Below are 16,580 nucleotides of genomic sequence, written 5' to 3'. Positions count from 1 at the left end.
TTATTCTCCCTCCGAGAGATCGACGTCGTGGCCGCCACTGGGCCGGTCGCCGCCCTTAATCGCCTGTGCGGCCGCATCCGCCCCGCCCCTGATCCGGTTGTTGCGCTGCATCCGGCTGGCCCAGGCGGGCGGCTTGCCGGCAGAAGCTCCGCCAGCGCCAGAAGCGGTCGCACCTCCCGCACCGCCAGTCGCGGCGGCTCCGCCGGCCTGATAACTGGTGCGGACACTGGCCATGGCGCGGCGCAACGGGCTGGCGGCGGCGGACAGTCCGGCCTTCGCGACGCCTGCAGCACCTCCGGCCTGATAGGCGGCGGTCGTGCCGCCCGCGACAAAGGCCCCGCCACGCACCGCGGCTGCCGCGGCTCCCACAGCCAGGCCGGCGCCAGACGCGGCAGCCACGCCGGCACCGACGACCCCGGCTGCGGTGGCGACAGCGGACCCGGCGCCCAACTGCGGACCACCGGCGATCAGCCCATTGGCCAATGCCGGGCCGAACACGGTCAGGCCCAGCAGAGTCAGGGAAGCCAGGATCAGCGTCAGCGCGTCATTGATGGTGGGTGGATTATTGAAGCCGCTGGTGAACTGGCCGAACACCGTCGAGCCAATGCCGACGATGACCGCCAGCATCAGCACCTTGATCCCGGACGACACCACGTTGCCCAGCACCTTCTCAGCGAGGAAGGCAGTGCGGCCGAACAGGCCGAACGGTACCAGCACGAACCCGGCGAGCGTGGTCAGCTTGAACTCGATCAGCGCCACGAAGAGCTGAATCGCCATCACGAAGAAACTGATGACCACGATCAGCCAGGCAATCAGCAGCACCGCGATCTGGATCGCGTTGTTGAAGAGGGCGACGAAGCCGACCAGTGAGGAGATCGAGGTCAGGATCGGCTTGCCGGCATCGATGCCGACCTGCGCCAGCCGCCCCGGCTGGAGCAATTGCGCCTGGGTAAGATGCCCACCGCCCGCCTCGATGCCCAGCCCGGCGAAGGACTCATAGATGATCTTTGCCAGCCCGTTGAAGTCGCCGATAATGAAGGCGAACATGCCGATGAACAGGGTCTTGCGGATCAGCCGCGCCAGCACGTCCTCATCCGGCGCCAACGCCCAGAACAGCCCGGCCAGGGTAATGTCGATGGTAATCAGCACACCGGCAAGCCAATGGACGTCGCCCTGCACCAGACCGAAACCGGAATCGATATACTGGGTGAAGATGGCGAGGAAATTGTCGATGACGCCGGTGCCCTGCTGCATGGCGTCACCGTGCCGCGTCGGGCGCGAAGAAGCGCTTGCGGTTCTCGGCCCAGACCGCTTCGCAGGCCGGATCGCCGTCGGCCTTCATGCCGAGCGCCTGACAATGCGCCAGACCGGCGGCCAGCCGGTCACGCGATCCCGGCGGCCCGAGATCCGGCACCCCCACGTCATGGGGCATGTGCCGGAGATGAAGGCTGGCGACAACCAGAATCAAAACGACCAGCCCGAGGGCAACGAGCCGGAAGACGATCGGCGGGGAGAGACGTAACCCGCGCATCAGTGAAACATCTGCGCGGTGCCGGGCGTGTAACCGGCCCCGTAATTCAGGAAATTCGCGAGTTGTGCCCTGCCCTGCTCCTCGCTCTCGACCTGACGCGCGCCTTCCAGCGCCTGGGCGCGGCCCATCGCCGTGATGACGGCGGTGAGGTCGGCAAGCTGGCGCGTCTGCAGCGCGGTCAGCTGGTTGCCCGATTGCGCGGCCTGTAAGGCGCCGGTGGCCGCCTGGCTCGAGGTGACCAGACTGTCGATCTGGCTGCGCGTGGCGTCGAGATTCTGCACCGCACCGGTCTGCACGCGCAGCCCGTCCTGATAGGCGCCCCGCGCGTTCTGCCATCGCGTCTGCGCGTCGGCGGTCATCTGCGCCGCCGAACTCGGGCTCGCCAGCGCCTGCGGATAGGTCTGGCTGAAGGCCTGATCGATGCTGGTCAGGTTATAGGATAGCCCCTGCGCCTGGCCGACGATCTGTTCGGTCGCTTCGATTGATTGCTCCAAGGGTGCCAGCACCGAGAGCGGCAGATTGGCGAGGTTGCGGGCCTGGTTCTCCAGCATGGTCGCCTCGTTGAGCAGGCTCTGCGCCTCCTGGTTGACCTGCTGCAATTCCCGCGCCGCGATCAGCACCGTCTGGACATGGGCGGCGCCATCATAGACCGCCCATTGCGCATGGGCCGGGACGCTCACGACGATGGATGACAGGGCGCCAAACCCAGCCACGAACGCTGCTTTGCAGATCGACGAATTTCTCATGATGGTTCTCCCGGCCTGAGCATTTCAATCGCCCAGTCCACGCCCCGGTGCGCCAGCCACGCGGCCGCGAACCCGTCGCGGCCGTGCCGGGCAAAGATCCGGTCGATCGCGGCCTGGTCGTCGGGCGACGACGCGGCGGTGAAGGCCAGCGCCACTTCGGACAGGCCGAGATCGAACAAACGGTTGCCGCGCCGGGACTGGCAGTAATAGTCGCGCTTGGGCGTCGCCCGGCTGAGGATCTCGATCTGGCGGTCGTTCAACCCAAACCGGCGATAGATCGCGGTGATCTGCGGCTCCAGTGCCCGGTCGTTGGGCAGGAAGATCCGGGTCGGGCAGCTTTCGATCAGCGCGGGGGCGATCGGGCTGGCGTCGATATCGGCCAGAGATTGGGTGGCGAAAATGACGGAGGCGTTCTTCTTGCGCAGCGTCTTCAGCCATTCCCGGAGCTGCCCGGCGAAGGCGCGATCATCCAGCGCCAGCCAGCCCTCGTCGATGATCAGCAACGTCGGGCTGCCGTCAAAACGGTCCTCGATGCGATGGAACAGATAGGACAGCACGCCGGACGCGGCGCCCGAGCCGATCAGCCCCTCGATCTCGAAGGCCTGGATATCGGCGACACCAAGACGCTCATGTTCGGCGTCAAGCAATTTCCCCCACGGGCCACCAACGCAGTAAGGCTGCAACGCCTGCTTCAGCGCCAGCGACTGGAGCAGCGCGGACAGGCCGGTAAGGGTGCGTTCTCCTGCGGGTGCCGAAGCCAGCGAGGTCAACGCCGACCACAGATGCTCCTTGAGGTCGGGGGCAACGGTGACGCCCTCGCGTTCCAGCAGGATCGCGACCCATTCTGCCGCCCAGGCCCGTTCGCCCGGCTCGTCGATCCGCGCCAGCGGCTGCAGCGCGACGGGATCGTTTCCGTCCTGCGCCAGCGCGCCGCCGAGATCATGCCAGTCGCCCCCCATCGCCAGGATAGCCGCGCGGATCGAGCCACCGAAATCGAAGGCGAAGATCCGGGCACCGGCGTAGCGGCGGAACTGCATCGCCATGAAGGCCAGCAGCACGGACTTGCCCGCACCCGTCGGCCCGGCGATCAGCGTGTGACCGACATCGCCGACGTGAAGTGCGAAGCGGAACGGGGTCGAACCTTCGGTGCGGGCATAGAACAGCGGCGGAGCGTCAAAATGCCCGTCCCGCTCCGGCCCGGCCCATACCGCGGAGAGCGGAATCATATGCGCGAGATTCAGGGTCGAGACACAGGGCTGGCGGACATTGGCGTAGACATGGCCCGGCAGGCTGCCGAACCACGCTTCGAGCGCATTGACGCTCTCGCGCATGCAGGTGAAGTCGCGGCCCTGGATGGTCTTCTCCACCAGCAGCAGCCGGTCGGCGGCGATAGTGGGATCTTCGTCCCATACCGTGACGGTCGCGGTGACATAGGCCTGCCCGACCTGGTCGGTGCCGAGTTCCTGCAACGCCGCGTCGGCGTCGGCCGCCTTGTTGGCGGCGTCGGAATCCAGCAGCACCGAGGCCTCATTGGTCATCACCTCCTTGAGGATGGCCATGATCGATTTGCGCTTGGCGAACCATTGCCGCCGGATCCGGCCCAGCACCCTGGTCGCGTCGGTGCGGTCGAGGCAGATCGCCCGCGTCGCCCAGCGATAAGGAAAGGCCAGCCGGTTCAGCTCGTCGAGCAGACCCGGCCAGGTCTGGGTCGGGAAGCCGGTGACGGTCAGCGTGCGCAGATGGGCGTCGCCCAATCGGGGCTCCAGGCCACCGGTCAGTTCCTCGTCGACCAGGATGGCGTCGAGATGCACCGGGATCTCCGGCACCCGGACCCGCTGCGTGCGCGTCGAGATGCAGGAATGGAGGTAGGTCAGGGTTTCGCCATCATCGAGCCAGTCGGCCTCCGGCATGAAGCCGTCGAGCAGCGCCAGCACCCGATCGGTCTGGTCGATGAAACCTGCGACCACCGCCCGCCAGTCGGAGCCGCCACGGGCGCGGTTCTCGTAGAGCCAGGCTTCCGCGCGGGCGGCGTCGTCCGCTGGCGGCAGCCAGACCAGGGTGAGGAAATAACGGCTTTCATAATGCGCCCCCTCTTCCTCGAACTGCGCCCGACGTTCGGCGTCGACCAGTTCGGAGGCAGGATCGGGGAACGGGCTGAAAGGATAGCCCCGTGCTGGAAGGCGCTGCGCCTCCACGAAAATGGCCCAGCCGGAGCCGAGACGGCGCAGGGCGTTGTTCAGGCGGGAGGTGATCGCGACCAACTCGGAAGCGGTCGAGGAGTCCAGGTCGGGACCGCGGAACCGGGCCGTGCGCTGGAAGGCACCGTCCTTGTTTAGCACCACGCCCCTGGCGACCAGCGCCGCCCAGGGCAAGAAATCGGCCAGCCGGTCGCGGCGATGACGGTATTCGGCGAGGTTCAGCATGGCGCCCTCACCCGACCAGATGGGTGGGATAGCGCAGATGCCGACGCACCACGTCGACGAAGGCAGGATCGCGCTTGGCGGCCCAGACGGCAGCGAGATGGCCGACCAGCCAGAAGATCCCGCCGGCGATCCACAACCGCAGCCCGAGGCCGATTGCCGCCGACAGCGTGCCGTTGACGATCGCCACCGTGCGCGGCGCCCCGCCGAGCAGGATCGGCTCGATCAGGGCGCGATGCACCGGGGCGGTGAAGCCGGGGATGGCGTCCGGCTCCATCAGATCAGCGCCCCGCCCGAGAAGGAGAAGAAGGACAGGAAGAAGCTGGACGCGGCAAAGGCGATCGACAGGCCGAAGACGATCTGGATCAGACGGCGGAACCCGCCCGAGGTCTCGCCGAAGGCCAGGGTCAGGCCAGTCACGGTGATGATGATCACCGAGATGATCTTGGCCACCGGCCCCTGCACACTTTCCAGTATCTGGTTGAGCGGTTCCTCCCATGGCATGCTCGAACCGGCGGCATAGGCTGGGGCCGACAGCAGGGCGAGCGAGAGGGTTGCGCCGGCCACGACAAAGCGACGGCGCAGAGCGATCATGTGGGTCATAACGGATCTCCGGCGGGTGCGAGGATGTAGTCCCCGTCCGGGCTCAGGCCCTGGACGGTGGCGAGTTCAGCCAGCCGACGCGCGCTGCCGCGCCCGGACAGCACCGCGATGACGTCGATGGTCTCGGCGATCAGGGCGCGCGGTACGGTGACGACGGCTTCCTGGATCAATTGCTCCAGCCGGCGCAGGGCGCCGATCGCCGACCCGGCATGCAGGGTGCCGACGCCGCCGGGATGGCCGGTGCCCCAGGCCTTGAGCAGGTCGAGCGCCTCGGCGCCGCGCACCTCGCCGATCGGAATCCGGTCGGGGCGCAGACGCAGCGAGGAGCGGACCAGGTCGGAGAGCGAGGCGGCGCCGTCCCTGGTGCGCAGGGCGACCAGATTAGGGGCCGCGCATTGCAATTCGCGGGTGTCTTCGATCAGCACCACCCGGTCGCCGGTCTGCGCGATCTCGGCCAGCAGCGCGTTGACCAGGGTGGTCTTGCCGGTGGAGGTGCCGCCGGCAACCAGGATGTTCTTCCGCTCGGCGATGGCGCGGCGCAGAAACGTGGCCTGTGCGGCGGTCATGATCCCGCCAGCCACATAATCGTCGAGCGAGAACACCGCGATGGCCGGGCGCCGGATGGCGAAGCAGGGTGCCACCACCACCGGAGGCACCAGTCCTTCGAACCGTTCCCCGCTTCCCGGCAGTTCGGCGGAGACGCGCGGACTGCCCGGATGGACCTCGGCCCCGACATGGTGGGCGACCAGGCGGACGATCCGCTCGGCGTCGGCTGGCGCGATCCGGGTGCCGGTGTCCTCCATCCCGCCGGCCAGCCGGTCGATCCACAACCGGCCGTCGGGATTAAGCATCACCTCGACGATCGACGGATCGTCGAGATGCCCGGCAATCGCCGACCCCAGGGCGGTGCGCAGCATGCGCGTGCCACGGGCGACGGCTTCGGAGCGGAAGGGAGCGACGGACACAGGAAACCCCGCATTTGACCTCCCGAGGGAGGCGGTGGATCAGCGGGGTCGATTAGAAAGAGCCATGAACACGGAAGCGCAACAAGTGTCTGATGGGTGTAGGGCGCTGGGATAGAAGAACTTGCATAGGGGTGTGTCGCCGTTTCGGCGGTGACGGGGCGAAAGGGCGCTGCTACCGTTTGCGGAATCGACCACGACACGGACCTGCGCCCGCATGAGCAAAGCCTTCATTGCCGCCGTTCTTCAGGACTCCCTTGCCTGCACCGGCGTTGCCACCGCCAAGGCCGCCGATGATCTGGTTGGTGCCATTGTCGCCGAACTGGAGCAGGAGGGTGGCTTCACGCTGCCGTCCTTCGGGACGTTTTCCGTCCACAAGACCAAGGCCCGCAAGACGCTCAATCCCCGCACCGGTGAGCCGGTGAAGGTCAACGCCGGCAAGACCGTGCGGTTCAAGGCTAGTCCGAATCTCAAGAAGGCGGTCTGATTGGCCGCATCGTCCAATGACCTCCAGACGGTAATGTTCGGGAATAGAAGATAGGAGACTGGCAGTTTCCGCCTCAAGTCAGACATCGGCGCCTGAGTAACGAAGAGCGGAAAGCAGACGTCAACTTCCGACCCCTCAGAATTATCCGACGGAGCAACTCCCTTCGACACAGGATTGGTCCAACTCTGTCGCCTGCTTGAGCGCTTTCTCGAAAATTTCGACCGCTTGCGCTCCTGAGATGATCGTGCCGGCAATGTCGAAGAGCGGCACGCTACGCACGCCCTGATGGCGATGCGCGTCTTCAGCATTCCTGACATCGGCAAGTCCTTGATCGCTAGCGAAAAACGCTTCGACAGCCTGACGATCAAGCCCCTGTTCCCCTGCGATTACACACAATACGGCAACATCACCAATATCACGGCCCTGCTCGAAATACGCCGAAAACAAAGCTTTGGCGACCGGCGTTGCCAATCCCTGTCGATCCGCAAACCACATCAGGCGGTGCGCCTGAAATGTGTTGGGTGTGCGGGCCATTGCGTCGTAATCAAATGCGATGTCATCGTGCTCGGTTGCCGCGACGGTTTGCGTATCAAGCGCGCGACTGCGCTCCCAGCTGCCAAACTTCAACGTGCGATAGATTTTGCGATCCATGCCCTCGGGCGGCATGGCTGGGTTGAGTTCGAAGGGTCTCCATTCGATCTCGACCGCGGCTTTCTCGGGCAGTGTTTTGAGAGCTTTTTCAAGCCTCCGCTCGCCGACGAAGCACCAGGGGCAGATGAAATCAGAGGTTATAATGATGGTGATAGACATGTGATGTCTCCTTTTCTCACCTAACTTCGCTCTTACACTGTCGCATGATAATGATGTATTTTCTGCTATGTTTGTTGCGGGAAATGCAAAGGTGACTCATGGACAGGTTTGCTGCCCTCAGTGCGTTCGTCGCTGTCGTGGATCATGGCGGATTTGCACCGGCCGCCCGCAAGCTGGGACTGGCACCGTCGTCGTTAACACGACAACTGAATGCGCTCGAAGAGTCCCTTGGAACATTGCTCATGAATCGCTCGACCCGTAGCGTAACACTGACAGAGGCGGGTCAACAATATTATGAAGACTGCAGACGTATTCTTGATGACCTTAATACTGCCGATCGGTCTGTCAGCGAACTTTCGGGACCGCCAAGCGGGCATCTTCGCGTGTCGATGCCGGTGGCTTTCGGGCGGCTGCATGTCGCCCCGGCTCTGCCTGCCTATTTCCAACAATGCCCGCAAATGCGCCTCGACATCCAACTGACTGATACGCCCGTCAATCTGGTGGAGGATCGTATTGATATCGCCATCCGGCTCGGCCCCTTGAACACCCCCAGTCTGATTGCCCGCAAACTGGCACCGCATCGTCGTATTATTTGCGCCAGTCCGGATTATATAGGGCAACATGGCGTGCCATTGGTGCCTTCAGATCTTTCCACTCACCAATGCCTGTTGTTCGATTACCTGACGAGCGACAATAGCTGGACCCTGTCACGTGATGGCAAACGTCAAAAAGTGCCTGTGTCGGGTCATTTACGCGCCAATGGATCGGAAGTCCTGCGCGAAGCGGCGATCGGCGGCGCGGGTTTACTTCTGATGCCAACCTGGCTGGTCGGCCCGGACATCGCGGCGGGACGTCTGGTTCCTGTCCTTAAAGAATGGTCGCCCTCTCCGAATGCCGAGGAGGGCGCAATCTCGGCCGTCTATCTGGCCAATCGGCGCGGTTCGAAGAAGGTGGCCAGCTTTCTTGATTTTCTGATCGATCATTTTGGTATGCCACCCTATTGGGACCGCTTTGCGTGCAACGGCCCCGATGTCGCATCTTCGTAAGCTCAAGCAGAAACGGTCCGCGTTGGATAATCCGTGTAACCGTGGGCGTCACCACCGAAGAATGTGGCCCGATCAGCTTCGTTCAGCGGGGCGTTATTCGCAAAACGCTCGGGCAAATCTGGATTTGCAAGAAACAGCTTTCCGAATGCGATGACATCACCGCGCCCTGCGGACAGAGCCTTTTCAGCCGTTACCTGATCATATCCGCCAGCCAACATCATCACGCCGGAAAAACGCTGCCGAAGGAGTCGCACAATCGCTTCGCTCTTCGGATCTGCCGCAGAGGCAGTTTCGGTGCCTAGCGTGGTGGGCTCAACCACATGCAGATAGGCGATTTTCCGACGATCAAGTTCTGAGGCAATATAACCGAATGTCTCCTCAGGTGTGTCGTCACCCATTCCCATGAAGCGTCCCAAGGGCGTCAGACGCACGCCTACGGGCACATCCCCGATCGCAGCCATCACGGCATCTACAATCTCAAACAGCAGACGGGCACGGTTCTCGATACTGCCGCCGTAAGCGTCGGTGCGGTGATTGCTCTCACTGTTAATGAACTGATCGATCAGGTAACCGTTGGCAGCGTGTATTTCCACGCCATCCATCCCTCCAGTGATCGCGTTTCGTGCGGCAGACACATAGTCGGAGACAATTGCGGCGATACCGTCCGGGCTTAATTCCTGCGGAACTGGTACGTCAGCCCAGGTTCCGTTGCCATTATCGTCGACGATGAAGGTCTTTCCGGGCACCGGCATCGCCGTAGGTGCCACCGGCAATGCGCCATCCGGCTGAAATGAAGGATGCGACACACGGCCCACATGCCAGAGCTGCATGATGATACGACCACCCTGCGCGTGGACGGCTTCGGCGACCCGGGACCATCCGGCAATCTGGTCGTCCGTATGAATGCCTGGTGTCCAGGCGTAGCCCTGCCCTTGCTGAGAAATTTGCGTGGCCTCGGTGATAACCAGGGCAGCGCTGGAACGCTGGCGATAATATTCAACGTTCAGAGCGCTCGGGACATTACCCTGACCCGCACGAGAGCGGGTCAAGGGGGCCATGACGATCCGATGCGGCAATGACAGGCCGGCGATCTTGAGGGGGGAAAACAGGGTGGAAGCAGTCTGGTTCGTGACCATGGTGAGATCTCCTGAAAGATCAGTGTTGCTGACGAGACCATGATCGCGCCGATACAATGTGACGATAATTACCTGATTTCCGAGACCATCTTTGCGTGATACGCAACGATGGAGCTATTGCATCCTGTGCAAAGAACATCGCCAAATTGCCTGCCTTATCGTCGGTGTCGACGTGGCGCAGTTTACCCCTGCTCACAAGGGAGACGACCGATGAACTATGCACTGATCCAGCCCCCACCCAAACGTCGCGCCCTCATTATTGGCGGATCACTGGGTGGCCTATTCGCCGCCGTAATGCTGCAAACCATCGGTTGGGACGTCGATGTTTTTGAACGCTCAGAGGGAGATCTGGACAGCCGTGGCGGCGGTATTGTTCTTCAGCCTGACGTGATCGAAGTTTTCCGGCGCGCCGGTGTCACGCTGGATGAGGATCATCTGGGGGTTCGCTCGGCGTACAGGACGGTATTGCGCCCGGACGGTTCGATTCAGTCAAAACAGTTCATGCCCCAGATGCAAACCTCCTGGTCGCTGATCTATACCCGCCTGAAATCGGCCTTTGGTAACGCCCATTATCATCGAGGCAGGATTCTGGAACGGATTGAACAGGATGAAAACACAGCGACTGTGACGGCTATCTTCTCAGACGGCTCGCGCGAGACTGGCGATTTGCTGGTGGGAGCCGACGGTGGTAATTCGACGGTCCGCTCTCAACTTTGGCCGGATCTGAAACCTGTTTACGCGGGCTATATCGCCTGGAGAGGGTTGCTTCCAGAACAGGACCTTCCGCCGTTTTCCCGGGACGCGCTGGCCGGAGATTTCGGCTTTGCCAACAGCCAGGGCTCCCATATTCTTGGCTACCTTGTTCCAGGAGTCGGCAATGATACCCGCAATGGTCATCGTTTTTATAACTGGGTGTGGTACCGGGTCGCCACAGACGAGCAGCGCGCGGCAATCATGACGGACCGTAACGGCAAGCGACGGGATTACGCCGTGCCGGAAGGGTCATTGGCCCCTTTCTGGATAACGCATGTGCACAATGAAGCGGAGACTTTTCTCCCTCAAGCGTTCCGTGAAATCGTCGGAGCAACCAGACAGCCGTATGTTCAGTCCATCCGTGACCTTGCTTCAGATCACATGATAGCCGGACGTGCGCTGATTTTGGGAGACGCCGCCTCGATCCCGCGACCGCATACAGCTGCCAGCACCTCTAAAGCCGCAGCTAATGCGTTGGCTCTTGCTGAGGCACTGGCCGCCTCACCGAAAGACGTACTGTGCGCACTTGCACGATGGGAATTACCCCAAGTCACATATGGAAAACACTTGGAGCAACAAGGTAAAATGACTGGGGATTACCTGCTTTTTCGATAGAAATAGCACGCTTCCCTGAAGGCCGAACACCAGGAAATGCATTTCGTCGGTCTGCTTTTACAAGGCTGCCGCCCCAAAGCAGACAGTCTCCATCCCCCCCAACCCAGACATCACGTTACAAGATTGTCTTTCGGGTCAGGGGCATCCTGCCCCTGCTCACCTAGCCCCACGTCCAGCCTCACCTCGTCGTCCAGCGTCTTCCCTCTGGCGAGCCTGCGCCCGACTGCCTCAATGAACCCGTCATACCGCTCCCGCCCCTTGCTCTGCGCTGCGGCAAGGGCCGCATCCGGCAACGGCGGCGTACTGGTCAGCCAGAACCGGACGAACACGGCCAGAGACTCGTTGGCGATCGTCACCCGTCGCTCCATGCGCTCCAACTGCCGCGTCATCCGGTCGAGCCGCCGGGCGAGCGCCGCTTCCAGCCGTTCGGGCCCGTCTGGTGACAGGAAGGACGCCAGCGCCGTCTCCACGATCAGCGCCTGCGATACCTTCTTCCGGGCGGCGTAATCGGCTAGCCTGACACTGAGATCGGCGGGTAGCCGGATCGTGTGTTTGATCCGCATCCTGGTCATAGCCCCATCCTGTCGCCGGGATCGAGCGACACCTGCCGCGCGAGAGCCCGCTCCGCGTGTCGCAGGATTTGCCCCCGCGTCGCGTCATCTTCGGGCTCATCCTCGGGTGGGTCGAATTCATGGACCGGCTTCCTCGGCGCCTGCACCACCTCTTCCTGTTCCGGCAGTTCCGGCTCACGACGGATGCCCGCATTGGCCGGGTCGTCGTCTCCGTTATCCTGTGTCGCCGGCTGCACCACGTCGGCCCAGTCGCCCGACGGCTGCGGTCCGAGGGGCGGCGTTCCCTCTGGAGACGGCGGCGGCTCGAATCGGGGTGGCGGGAGAATGCGCGCGGCCAGTTCGGCATCCTCGAAATAGCGCGCCTTGCGTCCCCGGATCGGCGGGCAACCAGACACCAGCACCAGTTCCTCGTCAGGGGGAAGCTGCATGATCTCGCCGGGCGTGAGCAAGGGCCGTGCCGTCTCATGGCGCGTCACCATCAGATGCCCGAGCCACGGCGACAGACGATGCCCGGCATAGTTTTTTGCGTCGCGGATCTCGGTCGCGGTGCCGAGCGCGTCCGAAACCCGTTTGGCGGTTCGTTCATCGTTGGTCGCGAAGCTGACCCGGACATGGCAGTTGTCGAGGATCGAATTATTCTGGCCATAGGCTTTCTCGATCTGGTTCAGGCTCTGGCCGATCAGGAAGCTCTTGATGCCGTAGCCCGCCATGAAGGCCAGCGCGCTCTCGAAGAAATCCAGCCGCCCCAGCGCCGGAAACTCGTCGAGCATCAATAGCAGGCGATGGCGCCGCTTCGCCTCCAGTTCCTCGGTCAACCGGCGGCCGATCTGATTCAGCACCAGCCGCACCAGCGGCTTGGTGCGGCTGATATCCGAGGGCGGCACCACCAGATACAACGTTGCCGGATGGGTGCCGGCGACAAGGTCGCGGATCCGCCAGTCGCAGCGGCGCGTCACATGCGCCACGACCGGATCGCGATAGAGGCCAAGGAACGACATGGCGGTGGACAGCACGCCCGAGCGCTCATTGTCGCTCTTGTTGAGCAGTTCTCTCGCCGAACTGGCGACTACCGGATGCACGCCCTTCGCGCCGAGATGGGGCGTGGTCATCATGGCGCGCAGTGTGGTCTCGATCGCCCGTTTCGGGTCGGAGAGGAAATTGGCCACCCCGGCCAGGGTCTTGTCTTCCTCGGCATAGAGGACATGCAGAATGGTGCCGACCAGCAGGGCGTGGCTGGTCTTTTCCCAGTGGTTCCGCTTCTCAAGGGCGCCCTCGGGATCGACCAGCACGTCGGCGATGTTCTGCACGTCGCGGACTTCCCGCTCGCCGCGCCGGACCTCCAGCAGCGGATTGTAGGCGGCGCTGGCAGGGTTGGTCGGATCGAACAGCAGCACCCGACCAAAGCGGGAGCGCCAGCCGGCGGTCAGCGTCCAGTTCTCGCCCTTGATGTCATGGACGATGACGGAGCCCGGCCAGGTCAGCAGCGTCGGCACCACCAGTCCCACCCCCTTGCCCGAGCGGGTGGGCGCAAAGCACAGCACATGCTCCGGCCCGTCATGGCGGAGATAGGTATCAGCCGAACGGCCTAGCACCACGCCATCGGGCGCGAGCAATCCGGCGCGCCGGATCTCGCGCGGGTCGGCCCAATGCGCTGAACCATAAGTGGTGGCGCGTTTCTTCTCGCGGGCACGCCACACGGACATCGTGATCGCGACGATCACAGCAACAATCCCACCTGAGCCCGCAATGTAACCGCCGATGGTGAAGATGTCCGGAGCGTATGCGTCGTAGGCGAACCACCACCAGAAGAACTCCGGCGGATAATAGACCGGCCAGCCGAGCAGCGTGAACCACGGAGCACCAAGCTGCGTCTGGAAGCCGAGCCGCCATGCAGTCCACTGCGTCGCGGCCCAGGAGAAGGCGAGGATCACGGTGCTTACCGCACACACCGAGCCCCAGAGGATCTTGGTCTGGTTCATGACAGGAACCGACCAAACGGCTCGCTTCGCCAGCGTTCAAGATCTAATTATGACGTCTCGGGCCGCCGGATAGGCGCGGACAATAAACGGACGGCCTGCCTGTCCGCCTGCACGGCGGCAAGAATATCGAGAATCGTGCGCCTGCTGACGCCGCTTCGCTCGCCCTGTTCCAGCAACTCGACAAGCGTGCGCTCATCTTGGCGAGTGGCCGGATAACAGGTCGATGGCACCTTATTTCGCCCTGTCATGCTGAGAAACTCCGATCGCCTTGTCGTCGCATGTGGAGAAGAACCCGGTACGGTAAAAATGCCTCCGCCTGATGATCGCCTCCACGTTCTGATCGTCGTGATGGCGGCGAAGTTCATTGTCACTGGCGACGGCTGCGCGCGATCCTATGGGAAACCCCTGATTTTATGAGTCGAACACCTGCGGCAGATCCCGTGCGCCATGAAGCACACGGACGATGCGTACCTCGTCGGCCAGTTCACGGTAGAACAGCAGGTAGCGGCCGTGAACAATGACCCTCAATCCGGGACTGATCTCATCGCGCGCCGGAAAGCTCCCCGGATGCTCAGCCGCAACGGCGGCCTTCGCTTCTAGCTCGGCAACGAAACTCATGGCCCGATCGGGATTGTCTTCGGCGATATAGAGCGCAATCTCCAGAAGGTCGGCACGCGCTGCCGGAGCGAAGCCGAGCCGTTTCATCCCTGCGCGCGACGGCGAGCGATCACGTCACGCAATTCGGCGAAGACGGTCTCGGCCGGGATGCTCGACCCGCTCTCGTCGCCCATCCTGATCGCCTCGCGCAAGGTGTCGAGATCGCGGCGGTCGGTATCGCGCCGGCGCATCCATTCGCGCAATGCCTCCCGCACCACCTCGCTGGTCGAGGCATATTCGCCGCCATCGACGGACTGGCGCAGAGTCGCCGCCATCTCGGACGGCACGGTGATGGTCATACGTTCGATTGTGGACATAAGGCGGCTCCTCCCAAGCGAGCATATTTTATCATACTTATGAAGCACCCGCTTTGTCAGCCGAAAACCCGCAGGCGAGCCAGCCGACATCAAATCCCGAGCCCGCGCTTACGCCCGAAATTCCAGTCGACACCGCCGCCCGGCGACATAGTGCCGGAGATCTGCCGCCCGAGCTTCTGCTCCAGCGCCGGACGCCACGGCACGAGCTGGAAGCCCAGCCCGTCATCGACCATGGCGAACCGCCCCGAGGACAGGGCCACCCGCTGGCGATAGACCCCCGAGACGATCTCGCCTTCCTTCGCGGGCCGGTGTTCCAACCCGGTCTGCGCTGCCAATCTGGCGACCGCCTGATCGAGATCGCGCTGGCGCAGGGTACCGATCAGGTCGGGTGCAAACACCACACGCTCGCCCTGCCGCCGGACCAGCCCCTCGGAGGCGAGATGATCAATTCGTTGCGCCATCGCCGCGCGGACCTCCGCGCCGAAGCCCCCATTGGCTAGTGCCGGCTCTTTGGCGAGTAACTGGCGATCGAGCCAGGTTGCACCGGGTGCCGTCACCTGCTCGGCCAGCGTGAAGTCCGAACGCGTCGCCAACGACAGACGCTGCATGCCCTTCGTGTCTTCCCAACTCCGGGTCTCGACAATCGCGCCGATCCTGGCATCGCCGGTCAGGTCCAGATCAGGGAAGCGGACATGATGCGTCCGCCCATCGGTGCCGGCGATCACCACGTAACCGGAGCCCTTGAGTTCATCATCCAGTCCGCGCTCGACCAGCCGACCAAGAACGGGATCGGCCAGCGTCTCGCCATGGATCGCGAAACCCGCGACATCGGGTTCCGCCCCGCGGCCGGACATAGCGCGGTGCATGGTTTTGATGATGTCGCCCCGGATGGAAAGATCGCGCAGGGTCGCCTCCAGCCCCGGCTTGAGGGTCCAGCGTGCCACCCCGACCCGTTCGGCGAGGCCAAGCCCCTCCAGCTTGGTCGCCCGGCCGACCAGCAGGCGCCGCAGTTCCGGGTCTTCGGCACCCGCTCCCGGCCGCAGATCGACGATACCTCCGCCCTCGTCGCTGAGATCCTGCAACGCGCGATCGAGGCTGGTCCAGCGGTCGGCGGCAATCTCGCTCTCCAGGGCGGTGCGGATTTCCAGCTCGCTGCGCGGACCCAGTTCCAGCGTCACCCGTTCGGCGGCGCGGTCGCGCACGCCCTGGCTGATATAGGCACGACTGATCACCAGATCCTTGCCGTCATCGGCCGCCCCACGCACCAGGATATGGACATGCGGATTGTCCGTGTTCCAGTGATCCACCCCGACCCAGTCCAGCTTTGTGCCCAGGTCGCGCTCCATGTCCTGCATCAGTTCGCGCGCGAAGCCCCGCAGATCCTCCATCCGCGCTGCGTCCTCGGGCGAGACGATGAAGCGGAAATGGTGCCGGTCGTCTTCACAACGTTCCGCGAAGGCCTTGCTGTCCGCTTCGTCGGACCCGGCATCGAACAGATGGGCCCTGGCACCGTCACGGGTGACGCCCTCGCGCCTGAGGTAGGCGATGTGCCGGGAGAGCGGTGCGGAACGAAAGCGCGTGCCCTGCTGACGAACAACGCGCGCCTTGACCACGACCCGACGGGCATTGCTGCGCAGCCGCATGGACAGCGCCGCGCGTCGGCCGCGTCCGAAACGGGAACCACCGCCGCCTCCCCTGCCCTTCGCACCGAACCGGGTGCCGGTATGACCGGCCTTCTTCGCGGCCCGCATGACCTCACCGACGAAGGATTTCGGTCGTGCGCCCTGATTGCCATGCTGGATGCGTCCGGGCCGGACAGTCAGACTGTCATCGCGCGTCGCCATGGCCGGCTCTCCGCATCGATTTACGCCTGACGGCGCCCGGATCGTTGAAAAGATTAGGAAAATGGCACGGGCCGCCGCAGGCGGTGCGTGGTGAGAGGACAA

Annotated in this window: 18 protein-coding genes; 3 read left to right on the top strand and 15 right to left on the bottom strand. The window is 63.5% G+C overall.

The window, feature by feature from the left end; genetic code table 11:
• Genes trbL through trbB form a run of 7 tightly spaced genes read right to left on the bottom strand, consistent with a single transcriptional unit; the run spans position 1 to position 6,265 of the window.
• Positions 1-1,254, bottom strand: a complete 1,254-nt coding sequence (gene trbL / locus GOB93_RS04190; RefSeq protein WP_129551472.1) for a P-type conjugative transfer protein TrbL — start codon at positions 1,252-1,254, stop codon at positions 1-3.
• Positions 1,255-1,258: 4 nt separating this feature from the next.
• Positions 1,259-1,531 (bottom strand): putative entry exclusion protein TrbK-alt, encoded by a 273-nt coding sequence (gene trbK-alt / locus GOB93_RS04185; protein ID WP_129551473.1) that lies wholly within the window; start codon positions 1,529-1,531, stop codon positions 1,259-1,261.
• On the bottom strand, positions 1,531-2,277 hold the full coding sequence (gene trbJ / locus GOB93_RS04180) for a P-type conjugative transfer protein TrbJ (RefSeq protein ID WP_146892230.1): 747 nt from the start codon (positions 2,275-2,277) through the stop codon (positions 1,531-1,533). Before trbJ ends, trbK-alt begins: the two co-directional genes overlap by 1 nt.
• The gene (trbE, locus tag GOB93_RS04175) at positions 2,274-4,700 is read right to left on the bottom strand and encodes a conjugal transfer protein TrbE (protein WP_146892227.1); all 2,427 of its coding nucleotides are present in this window, start codon (positions 4,698-4,700) and stop codon (positions 2,274-2,276) included. The genes trbJ and trbE overlap by 4 nt, the downstream gene beginning before the upstream one ends.
• Before the next feature lie 7 nt (positions 4,701-4,707).
• Positions 4,708-4,974, bottom strand: a complete 267-nt coding sequence (locus tag GOB93_RS04170) for a VirB3 family type IV secretion system protein (protein WP_114726164.1) — start codon at positions 4,972-4,974, stop codon at positions 4,708-4,710.
• Positions 4,974-5,300, bottom strand: coding sequence for a TrbC/VirB2 family protein (locus tag GOB93_RS04165; protein WP_053323596.1), 327 nt, complete (start codon positions 5,298-5,300; stop codon positions 4,974-4,976). Before GOB93_RS04165 ends, GOB93_RS04170 begins: the two co-directional genes overlap by 1 nt.
• Complete coding sequence (gene trbB, locus GOB93_RS04160; RefSeq protein WP_173571229.1) at positions 5,297-6,265, bottom strand: P-type conjugative transfer ATPase TrbB; 969 nt, start codon at positions 6,263-6,265, stop codon at positions 5,297-5,299. The genes GOB93_RS04165 and trbB overlap by 4 nt, the downstream gene beginning before the upstream one ends.
• Positions 6,266-6,479: 214 nt before the next feature.
• Between trbB and GOB93_RS04155 the strand changes: the two genes are divergently transcribed.
• Entirely contained in the window at positions 6,480-6,749 is a 270-nt protein-coding gene (locus GOB93_RS04155) for an HU family DNA-binding protein (protein ID WP_146892221.1), read from the top strand.
• 141 nt (positions 6,750-6,890) lie between these two features.
• On the opposite strand, the gene GOB93_RS04150 is transcribed toward GOB93_RS04155, so the two are convergent.
• Positions 6,891-7,559 carry a DsbA family oxidoreductase gene (locus GOB93_RS04150; protein ID WP_173582261.1) on the bottom strand — a complete coding sequence of 223 codons (669 nt, stop codon included), beginning with the start codon at positions 7,557-7,559 and terminating at the stop codon, positions 6,891-6,893.
• 98 nt (positions 7,560-7,657) lie between these two features.
• On the opposite strand from GOB93_RS04150, the gene GOB93_RS04145 reads away from it, so the two are divergent.
• On the top strand, positions 7,658-8,605 hold the full coding sequence (locus GOB93_RS04145; protein WP_173582260.1) for a LysR family transcriptional regulator: 948 nt from the start codon (positions 7,658-7,660) through the stop codon (positions 8,603-8,605).
• A 2-nt stretch (positions 8,606-8,607) separates the two neighbouring features.
• Here the strand turns inward: GOB93_RS04145 and GOB93_RS04140 are convergent, their stop codons facing one another.
• Entirely contained in the window at positions 8,608-9,741 is a 1,134-nt protein-coding gene (locus GOB93_RS04140) for an alkene reductase (protein ID WP_173582259.1), read from the bottom strand.
• Positions 9,742-9,951: 210 nt separating this feature from the next.
• Here GOB93_RS04140 and GOB93_RS04135 point away from each other — a divergent pair, with 210 nt between their 5' ends.
• A complete protein-coding gene (locus tag GOB93_RS04135) occupies positions 9,952-11,109 on the top strand; it encodes an FAD binding domain-containing protein (protein WP_173582258.1) in 1,158 nt (385 codons plus the stop codon).
• A 110-nt stretch (positions 11,110-11,219) separates the two neighbouring features.
• Here GOB93_RS04135 and GOB93_RS04130 read toward each other — a convergent pair whose 3' ends face one another.
• The 6 genes from GOB93_RS04130 to GOB93_RS04105 form a co-directional block, all read right to left on the bottom strand.
• Positions 11,220-11,672, bottom strand: a complete 453-nt coding sequence (locus GOB93_RS04130) for a CopG family transcriptional regulator (RefSeq protein ID WP_173571179.1) — start codon at positions 11,670-11,672, stop codon at positions 11,220-11,222.
• Between the two features lie 5 nt (positions 11,673-11,677).
• On the bottom strand, positions 11,678-13,660 hold the full coding sequence (locus tag GOB93_RS04125) for a conjugal transfer protein TraG (RefSeq protein WP_146892843.1): 1,983 nt from the start codon (positions 13,658-13,660) through the stop codon (positions 11,678-11,680).
• 47 nt (positions 13,661-13,707) lie between these two features.
• Positions 13,708-13,908, bottom strand: coding sequence for a hypothetical protein (locus GOB93_RS04120; protein WP_146892845.1), 201 nt, complete (start codon positions 13,906-13,908; stop codon positions 13,708-13,710).
• A gap of 163 nt (positions 13,909-14,071) precedes the next feature.
• Complete coding sequence (locus GOB93_RS04115; protein WP_146892847.1) at positions 14,072-14,365, bottom strand: type II toxin-antitoxin system RelE/ParE family toxin; 294 nt, start codon at positions 14,363-14,365, stop codon at positions 14,072-14,074.
• A complete protein-coding gene (locus GOB93_RS04110) occupies positions 14,362-14,634 on the bottom strand; it encodes a ribbon-helix-helix domain-containing protein (protein ID WP_173571175.1) in 273 nt (90 codons plus the stop codon). Before GOB93_RS04110 ends, GOB93_RS04115 begins: the two co-directional genes overlap by 4 nt.
• Positions 14,635-14,723: 89 nt before the next feature.
• Positions 14,724-16,478, bottom strand: a complete 1,755-nt coding sequence (locus tag GOB93_RS04105; protein WP_146892851.1) for a relaxase/mobilization nuclease domain-containing protein — start codon at positions 16,476-16,478, stop codon at positions 14,724-14,726.
• Between the last annotated feature and the right edge of the window lie 102 nt (positions 16,479-16,580).

The sequence above is a fragment of the Acetobacter musti genome, from assembly GCF_011516835.1.
Classification (GTDB): Bacteria; Pseudomonadota; Alphaproteobacteria; order Acetobacterales; family Acetobacteraceae; genus Acetobacter; species Acetobacter musti.
Note: the sequence above shows the minus strand (reverse complement) of the source record. Positions and strands in the feature narration are given on the sequence as shown.

Coding starts and splice junctions, on each gene's coding strand:
- GOB93_RS04155 (WP_146892221.1), top strand. CDS start 6,480: ATGAGCAAAGCCTTCATTGCCGCCGTTCTTCAGGACTCCCTTGCCTGC.
- GOB93_RS04165 (WP_053323596.1), bottom strand. CDS start 5,300: ATGACCCACATGATCGCTCTGCGCCGTCGCTTTGTCGTGGCCGGCGCA.
- GOB93_RS04130 (WP_173571179.1), bottom strand. CDS start 11,672: ATGCGGATCAAACACACGATCCGGCTACCCGCCGATCTCAGTGTCAGG.
- GOB93_RS04140 (WP_173582259.1), bottom strand. CDS start 9,741: ATGGTCACGAACCAGACTGCTTCCACCCTGTTTTCCCCCCTCAAGATC.
- GOB93_RS04170 (WP_114726164.1), bottom strand. CDS start 4,974: ATGGAGCCGGACGCCATCCCCGGCTTCACCGCCCCGGTGCATCGCGCC.
- trbK-alt (WP_129551473.1), bottom strand. CDS start 1,531: ATGCGCGGGTTACGTCTCTCCCCGCCGATCGTCTTCCGGCTCGTTGCC.
- GOB93_RS04110 (WP_173571175.1), bottom strand. CDS start 14,634: ATGTCCACAATCGAACGTATGACCATCACCGTGCCGTCCGAGATGGCG.
- GOB93_RS04115 (WP_146892847.1), bottom strand. CDS start 14,365: ATGAAACGGCTCGGCTTCGCTCCGGCAGCGCGTGCCGACCTTCTGGAG.
- GOB93_RS04120 (WP_146892845.1), bottom strand. CDS start 13,908: ATGACAGGGCGAAATAAGGTGCCATCGACCTGTTATCCGGCCACTCGC.
- GOB93_RS04125 (WP_146892843.1), bottom strand. CDS start 13,660: ATGAACCAGACCAAGATCCTCTGGGGCTCGGTGTGTGCGGTAAGCACC.
- GOB93_RS04145 (WP_173582260.1), top strand. CDS start 7,658: ATGGACAGGTTTGCTGCCCTCAGTGCGTTCGTCGCTGTCGTGGATCAT.
- GOB93_RS04150 (WP_173582261.1), bottom strand. CDS start 7,559: ATGTCTATCACCATCATTATAACCTCTGATTTCATCTGCCCCTGGTGC.
- GOB93_RS04135 (WP_173582258.1), top strand. CDS start 9,952: ATGAACTATGCACTGATCCAGCCCCCACCCAAACGTCGCGCCCTCATT.
- GOB93_RS04105 (WP_146892851.1), bottom strand. CDS start 16,478: ATGGCGACGCGCGATGACAGTCTGACTGTCCGGCCCGGACGCATCCAG.
- trbJ (WP_146892230.1), bottom strand. CDS start 2,277: ATGAGAAATTCGTCGATCTGCAAAGCAGCGTTCGTGGCTGGGTTTGGC.
- trbL (WP_129551472.1), bottom strand. CDS start 1,254: ATGCAGCAGGGCACCGGCGTCATCGACAATTTCCTCGCCATCTTCACC.
- trbE (WP_146892227.1), bottom strand. CDS start 4,700: ATGCTGAACCTCGCCGAATACCGTCATCGCCGCGACCGGCTGGCCGAT.